Genomic DNA, 7,027 nt, shown 5'->3' on the forward strand with positions numbered 1-7,027 from the left:
GACTTGGAGAATCACAATAGCTTCTCAGGATAAAGAACCACGGATTAACGGTGAAATCACCGCCCGTGAGTTACGTTTGCAGGGTGTGGATGGCGAGCAGCTTGGTATCGTCAGCCTTTCCGAGGCTTTGGCTCTGGCCGAAGAGGCCAATGTTGATCTGGTGGAAATCGCACCAACAGCACAGCCGCCTGTTTGCCGCATTATGGATTACGGCAAATTTAAGTATCAGGACTCGAAAAAGAAACACGCCGCCAAGCAGAACCAGAAGCAGGTCCAGGTCAAGGAAATTAAATTCCGTCCAGGTACTGACGAGAACGATTACCAGATCAAACTGCGTAACCTGACTCGTTTCCTTGCCGAGGGCGATAAAGCGAAGATTACTTTGCGTTTCCGTGGTCGTGAAATGGCTCACCAAGAAATCGGTATGGCTCAGCTGAAACGTGTTGAAGCTGATCTAGGCGATTTGGTTGTGGTTGAGCAGTATCCGCGCCTGGAAGGGCGTCAAATGGTGATGATGTTGGCTCCTAAAAAGAAAGCCATCTAATCCTATTTGCAAAAAATGACCGGGCTAGCGGCTGCGTCTGGCAAGGTTGATTGTTTTTAAAGTCAGCCAGCAGCCGTAATAAAAACGTGGTGGCAGGTATTAAGTGCAAAGCGGGTAACCGCTATGGCGCCTGTCGCCCTATCTAACTCAGTAGTAGGAGTTCATCATGCCTAAGATGAAGACCAAGAGCGGCGCAAAAAAGCGCTTCAAGGTTCTCGGTGGTGGTGGCGTTAAGCGTAGTCACGCTTTTAAGCGTCACATCTTGACCAAGAAAACCACTAAGACTAAGCGCCAGCTGCGCGGTACAAGCATGGTCGATCCGTCGAACATGCCTTCTGTCCGTGCAATGTTGCCCTACGCATAACTAAAGGAAAAGACTCATGCCTCGCGTTAAACGTGGTGTTACAGCTCGTGCCCGTCATAAGAAAATCATCGCTCTGGCCAAAGGCTATCGTGGTCGTCGTAAAAATGTCTATCGTGTAGCCAAACAGGCTGTCATGAAGGCAGGTCAATACGCTTACCGTGACCGTCGTCAGAAAAAGCGTCAGTTCCGTCGCCTATGGATTGCGCGTATCAACGCTGCATCCCGTGAGTGCGGTCTGGCCTACAGCCGTTTCATGAACGGTCTGAAGAAAGCTGGTATTGAAGTTGACCGTAAGGTTCTCGCTGATATGGCTATTTTTGACAAACCGGCTTTTGCCCAGTTTGTTGAAGTAGCTAAGGCGAAATTAGCCGCCTAATCGGCTGGTCGACAAGAGGGGGAGGCTTCTGGCCTCCCTTTTTTATTCCTTTGGTTTAACCAAAGGGCTGCTTTTTCTGACTGTCTTAATTGATGCGTCAGCTTGAGCAAAACAATTTGCCTGAGATTGCCGCAAGATCATGGTTGATAACGTACAAGCGATTCTGGAAAAAGGCTTGGCTGCATTAAATGCAACCAATGACCCGAACGAACTTGAAAATGCCAAGGCGCAATTTATTGGCAAGCAGGGCGAGATTTCTGCGCTCTTAAAACAGTTAGCCACCTTGCCACCCGAAGAAAAAAAATCTTTTGGTGCAATCGTTAATCAGGCTAAGCAAGCATTTGAAGCCTCGCTTAATGCGCGTAGAGAATCTATTGCTCAAGATAAGCTGGCTAAGCAATTAGCGGCTGAAGCCTTAGATATCACCTTGCCTGGCCGTGGGCTGGCTGGTGGTGGCTTGCACCCAGTAACACTGGTGCGTCAGCGTATAGAAACGCTATTCCACTCTATGGGTTTCGCTGTGGCCGATGGCCCCGAAATCGAAACAGATTTTTATAATTTTGAAGCCTTGAATCTGCCGCCAGATCATCCTGCTCGTGGTATGGCAGACACCTTTTACGTGGAAGGTGGTGAAGTATTGCGCACGCATACTTCACCGATTCAAGCGCGTTACATGGAAAGCCATGAGCCGCCGATTAAGATTATCGCACCAGGCCGTGTTTACCGTGTTGATTCAGACGCAACGCACTCACCGATGTTCCATCAAATGGAAGGTTTGTGGGTTGATCAAGACGTTTCATTTGCCGATTTAAAAAGTGTGATTGTCAGCTTTCTGCGTCAGTTCTTTGAGCGCGATGATTTAGAAGTGCGCTTTCGCCCCTCTTTCTTTCCTTTTACCGAGCCTTCGGCTGAGATCGACGTAAAGTGGTCTAAGGGCTGGATGGAAGTGGGCGGTTGCGGCATGGTGCACCCTAATGTGCTGAAGAATGTGGGCATCGATAGCGAGAAATTCACAGGCTTTGCCTTTGGTATTGGCCTAGATCGTTTTGCAATGCTGTATTACGGCGTGAATGATTTGCGCCTCTTCTTCGAGAACGATATTTCCTTCCTCGAGCAGTTCAAGTAATTGGCACGTGCTGTTTAAAAAAGGAGTGCAGCTAAAGCGTAAAGCTTGCTTTAGCTGACTTGGCTTTTTCTAGCGGATGTTTAATTCTCCGCGTGTTCGTAGGTGCGAGTGATGAAATTTTCTGAACAGTGGTTGCGTAGCTGGGTTAACCCAGCACTAAATTCTGAGCAACTGGCGCATTTATTAACGATGGCCGGTTTAGAAGTAGAAGAAAATGACCCTGCAGCGCCTGAGTTTACTCAAGTGTTTGTGGCAGAGGTGCTGTCTGTTACTAAGCATGAAAATGCTGACAAACTCAATGTTTGTACTGTAAATGTGGGTGAAGCTGAGCCACTGCAAATTGTATGTGGCGCACCGAATGTGGCCCCAGGTATTAAAGTGCCTTGCGCCCGAGTTGGTGCGGCTTTGCCTGGCGATTTTAATATCAAAAAAGCTAAAGTTCGTGGGGTTGAGTCTTTTGGCATGCTCTGCTCGGGTGACGAATTAGGCATGCCCAGCGATGTAGATGGCTTAATGATTTTGCCTAGCGATGCGCCTATTGGCATGTCGATTCGCGAATATTTACAGCTTAATGATCGCTTGCTGACATTAAAGCTCACACCTAATCGCACTGATTGCTTGTCTATCAAAGGTATTGCGCGCGAAGTTGCTGCTTTAACGGATGCCGTGCTTAATCCGGTTGAAATTAAAGCTGTCGTACCGACGTGTGACGATGTGACTGCCGTATCGCTAAACGCGGGCGCTGCATGCCCACGTTACGCTGGTCGTGTGATCAAAAATGTAAATCAGGCGGCGGTCACTCCAGATTGGATGAAACAACGCTTAGAGCGTTCGGGTTTACGCTCGATCTCGGCGATTGTTGATGTAAGCAATTATGTGTTGTTAGAGCTTGGTCAGCCTATGCATGCCTTTGATGCAGATAAGCTGGAAGGTGGTGTTCAGGCTCGTTTTGCTAAGCCTGGCGAAAAAATTACGCTGCTGAATGAAAAAGAGCTAACGCTTGAAGCCGATATGCTGGTGATTGCGGATAGCGTGAAACCCTTAGCGCTGGCTGGCATTATGGGCGGCTTAGAGTCTGCCGTAGTGGTTGGTACACGCCATATCTTTTTAGAATCAGCCTTCTTTGCACCTAGTGTCATTACTGGGCGCTCACGCCGCGTTGGTTTTAGCTCAGATAGCTCGCATCGTTTTGAGCGTGGTATTGATTTTGCTAATGTGCTGAATGCGCTTGAGCGCGCCAGCCAACTGATTATTGAAATTTGTGGTGGTGAAGCCGGCCCAGTTACAGAAGCTGTGGCAGAGCTGCCAGCACGCCCAGCTGTGGCATTGCGTGTATCGCGCGTGGCCAAGGTGTTGGGCATTTCTTTAGCTGCTGATGAAATTCTTGCGCTGCTGGCACGTTTGGCCTTGCCAACGTCAGTGGCAGGCGATGTTATTACCGTAACCCCGCCGTCGTTCCGTTTCGATATTGTGATTGAAGAAGATTTAATCGAAGAAATTGCCCGCCTATTTGGCTACGACAATATCCCCGTTGCGCCATCTGCATCACGTCAGGTGATGCTGCCGCAGCCGGGCAATCTTCGAGCAACTTCTGCTTTGAAAAAATTAATGGTTTCTCGAGATTATTTCGAAGCGATCAGCTACGCCTTTGTTGAAGAAAAATGGGAAGCAGATTTTGCGGGTAATACTCGCCCGATTAAATTGCTAAACCCAATCTCCAGCCAAATGAGTGTAATGCGCTCTAGCCTATTTGGCGGTTTGATCTCAGCCTTGCAAGGCAATATCAAACGCAAGCAAGAGCGTGTACGCCTGTTTGAATTGGCTCGCGTATTTCATGGCAAGGACGCCAGCGCCCAGCCAGAAAAACTAGCTGGTTTAGCTTGGGGGCATCGCACTGCAGAGCAGTGGGCTAGCGCTAAGCAACAAATTGATTTTTATGATGTAAAAGCCGATGTAGAAGTATTGCTTGCTCCACGCCAAGCAGAATTCCGCCGTGCCGACCATCCAGCCCTACATCCTGGCCGCGCTGCCGAAGTGTTGTTAAACGGCGTCGTGGTTGGTGTGATTGGCGAGCTGCATCCTAAGTGGGTGCAATCGTACGATTTAGGCACAGCACCAGTCTTGTTTGAATTGGATGTAGCTGCACTTGTAAGCGTTGAACAGCTTACAGCGAAGCCTGTATCCAAACTACAAGTTGTTCGCCGTGACCTTGCCTTGCTGGTAGATGAAAGCTTGTCTGTGGCAACACTACAAGCCGCCTTCACCAATCTGAATAACCCGCTCCTTATAGCATCGGAAGTGTTCGATGTCTACCGAGGAAAAGGCATTCCAGAGGGTAAAAAAAGCCTTGCTTTCAAGATGTTAATGCAAGATACTCACAAAACTCTTACTGATGAGGAAGTCGACGCCGTTGTCGCGGATATGCTCCGTGCCGCTGAAGTAAACGGTGCGACGTTGAGAGTCTAATGCTAATGCAGTATACCCCCCCTACTATGATGACACTTACTAAAGCTGACTTAGCGGATATGTTGTTCGATAAGGTTGGCTTGAATAAGCGTGAAGCGAAAGACATGGTCGAAGCCTTCTTCGAGGAAATCCGCACGTCCCTTTCTGAGGGCGATTCGGTAAAACTCTCCGGCTTTGGCAATTTTCAGCTCAGAGACAAGCCACAACGTCCTGGGCGCAATCCTAAAACAGGCGAAGAAATCCCCATCTCCGCACGGCGCGTGGTTACCTTTCACGCCAGTCAAAAGCTGAAGGGAATGGTCGAAAGTCACTATGCAAAGCACCAGCCTCGTCATACCGACCAGTGATCTACCCTCTATCCCAGCTAAACGCTACTTCACCATTGGTGAAGTAAGCGAGCTGTGCGGGGTAAAACCGCATGTGCTGCGTTATTGGGAGCAGGAGTTCACGCAATTAAAGCCCGTAAAGCGGCGCGGTAATCGGCGTTACTATCAGCACCATGAAGTACTATTGGTGCGTCGAATCCGCTCACTACTTTATGAACAAGGCTTTACCATCAGCGGTGCCCGCAACCAACTATCCACACTTCGAGCAGAAGGGGATAGTGCAGGTGAGGGCACCACAGTGACAGAATTGCGTCATGAATTAGAAGCACTACTTGTGTGGCTGGATGACTAGCCAAGCAAGGGGCCGTAAGATATAATGCGTCCCTGAGTTCGGAATGTGGCGCAGCCCGGTAGCGCACTTGCATGGGGTGCAAGGGGTCGGAGGTTCGAATCCTCTCATTCCGACCAATAAAAACAAAGGGTTAGCGAAAGCTAGCCCTTTTGTTTTGCCCGTTATATTAGAAGTTCTTCTAATATGATTCGAAAAAAGCACTAAAATTAAGCAAAAAACTACATTCTTACAGGCCGTTTTGTGGGGCATTTTGGCGGTTTTTTTCTGGCAATTTCAGCACAACCTCGCTGACTGGTGTTTCCCTAAGCTTGATGTAGCTCTCGGTCATTTCTTCATCAGTATGCGCACCGCCAATACTGATTTGCTTTACTGTATAGCCATCGCGCTTTGCATCGGTCATTGCCTTCGCACGTAAGTCTTTTAGCGTTGCATTGCTAACCTCTGCTCGTTGCGCTGCACGTTTCCACGCTGAGCCTATTCCTGTTGTCGTATAAGGCTTTAACTCATGAGTGTGGATCACATACTCAGATTTGATTTCGCGCTCTGGGTACGCCTGTCTTGCTCTATTTAAAACATCTTGTACTGCTTGGTTCATTGGGACTTGTACTTTGGCACCACTGCTTTTTTCTGTTTTTGTCGGTGTAAATAAAATTCCTTCGGGGGTGATCTGATCCCCGCGCAGCAATCTTATTTCTGTTGTCCGCTGGTATAGCAAGAAGCAAAGATCTACGTAGCAACTGACCATCTTGCCGCTTCGTGTCGGCACCCCATCTAAGCCAATTAGCAATGAGTCCTTAATTTTATTAAATTCTTCATCAGTAATGTAGCGGCTTCGTTTCTTCGGTTTTGCAACGGATATCTCTCTGCATGGGTTTTCTGAGCGGTAGCCTCGACGGCAAGCCCATTTAAAGAAGTCTGATAGTTTTGATTGGAAAACTTGCCCCATTCGTTGTCCTTCCCATTGATCCACAAAAGCGGCAATATCGACAGGCATTACATTAGCTAGATTAAACTCTTTAAATGCACTTTCAATTGTATTGAAAATCCACATTAAATTATTATTTGCAGTTAGATGCATTTTTAATCTAGGCGGATCTTTCGGGGCTTCTTTTGCTCGTTTTTTTAAAATATATGCAGTGTAGTTTTTGAATATAGTTGGAAAATCCCCTTCTTCATCTTTTTGGGTATTGTGGTCAATTATTTTTTTTGCCGCTATTCTTGCAGTCAACTCACCATCTGCAATAGAGCAAAGACTATGCCATTGCCTTGCCTTTCCATCGAATGGGCTTACTGTATAGTTAGCTGTAAATAAATAATATTTACTAAACTTAACCTGATTATGTCTCTTGCTCAGGATCCCTTGATTTAGCCATTCGCGCGGCGTAAAGTGAACGAACGTTCTGTTTTGCGGAGGTGGATCATGCCCATCAATGGCATTCAGATGCAAAAAGGCTTGTCTTTGCCTGAGTTCAT

General features: G+C 47.6%; 8 protein-coding genes and 1 tRNA gene. 8 read left to right on the forward strand and 1 reads right to left on the reverse strand.

The genetic code is table 11. The features are described from left to right. Positions 1-10: 10 nt before the first annotated feature. The 8 genes from infC to Q0R17_RS16650 all read left to right on the forward strand — a co-directional run bounded on the left by infC (position 11) and on the right by Q0R17_RS16650 (position 5,670). Positions 11-544 (forward strand): translation initiation factor IF-3, encoded by a 534-nt coding sequence (gene infC / locus Q0R17_RS16615; RefSeq protein WP_374759883.1) that lies wholly within the window; start codon positions 11-13, stop codon positions 542-544. Positions 545-710: 166 nt separating this feature from the next. Further along, complete coding sequence (rpmI, locus tag Q0R17_RS16620) at positions 711-908, forward strand: 50S ribosomal protein L35 (protein ID WP_046352269.1); 198 nt, start codon at positions 711-713, stop codon at positions 906-908. A 16-nt stretch (positions 909-924) separates the two neighbouring features. Further along, on the forward strand, positions 925-1,284 hold the full coding sequence (rplT, locus tag Q0R17_RS16625; protein ID WP_130105454.1) for a 50S ribosomal protein L20: 360 nt from the start codon (positions 925-927) through the stop codon (positions 1,282-1,284). A 139-nt stretch (positions 1,285-1,423) separates the two neighbouring features. Then, entirely contained in the window at positions 1,424-2,410 is a 987-nt protein-coding gene (gene pheS, locus Q0R17_RS16630) for a phenylalanine--tRNA ligase subunit alpha (protein WP_293936931.1), read from the forward strand. A 111-nt stretch (positions 2,411-2,521) separates the two neighbouring features. Continuing rightward, positions 2,522-4,876 (forward strand): phenylalanine--tRNA ligase subunit beta, encoded by a 2,355-nt coding sequence (gene pheT / locus Q0R17_RS16635; protein WP_293936934.1) that lies wholly within the window; start codon positions 2,522-2,524, stop codon positions 4,874-4,876. Between the two features lie 29 nt (positions 4,877-4,905). Further along, positions 4,906-5,223: an integration host factor subunit alpha gene (locus Q0R17_RS16640; protein ID WP_046352592.1), complete on the forward strand. Its 318-nt coding sequence runs from the start codon at positions 4,906-4,908 to the stop codon at positions 5,221-5,223. Continuing rightward, positions 5,189-5,554 (forward strand): MerR family transcriptional regulator, encoded by a 366-nt coding sequence (locus tag Q0R17_RS16645; RefSeq protein WP_293936936.1) that lies wholly within the window; start codon positions 5,189-5,191, stop codon positions 5,552-5,554. Before Q0R17_RS16640 ends, Q0R17_RS16645 begins: the two co-directional genes overlap by 35 nt. Positions 5,555-5,593: 39 nt before the next feature. After that, positions 5,594-5,670 (forward strand) — tRNA-Pro (locus Q0R17_RS16650). Positions 5,671-5,780: 110 nt separating this feature from the next. On the opposite strand, the gene Q0R17_RS16655 is transcribed toward Q0R17_RS16650, so the two are convergent. Next, on the reverse strand, positions 5,781-7,027 hold a 1,247-nt coding region (locus Q0R17_RS16655), incomplete at its 5' end, for a tyrosine-type recombinase/integrase (protein ID WP_293936938.1).

The sequence above is a fragment of the Iodobacter sp. genome, from assembly GCF_025352645.1.
Taxonomy (GTDB): domain Bacteria; phylum Pseudomonadota; class Gammaproteobacteria; order Burkholderiales; family Chitinibacteraceae; genus Iodobacter.

What these genes read in the sequence shown, in the direction of transcription:
- rpmI (WP_046352269.1), top strand. Translation starts at nt 711, where the DNA reads ATGCCTAAGATGAAGACCAAGAGCGGCGCAAAAAAGCGCTTCAAGGTT.
- rplT (WP_130105454.1), top strand. Translation starts at nt 925, where the DNA reads ATGCCTCGCGTTAAACGTGGTGTTACAGCTCGTGCCCGTCATAAGAAA.
- pheS (WP_293936931.1), top strand. Translation starts at nt 1,424, where the DNA reads ATGGTTGATAACGTACAAGCGATTCTGGAAAAAGGCTTGGCTGCATTA.
- pheT (WP_293936934.1), top strand. Translation starts at nt 2,522, where the DNA reads ATGAAATTTTCTGAACAGTGGTTGCGTAGCTGGGTTAACCCAGCACTA.
- Q0R17_RS16640 (WP_046352592.1), top strand. Translation starts at nt 4,906, where the DNA reads ATGACACTTACTAAAGCTGACTTAGCGGATATGTTGTTCGATAAGGTT.
- Q0R17_RS16645 (WP_293936936.1), top strand. Translation starts at nt 5,189, where the DNA reads ATGCAAAGCACCAGCCTCGTCATACCGACCAGTGATCTACCCTCTATC.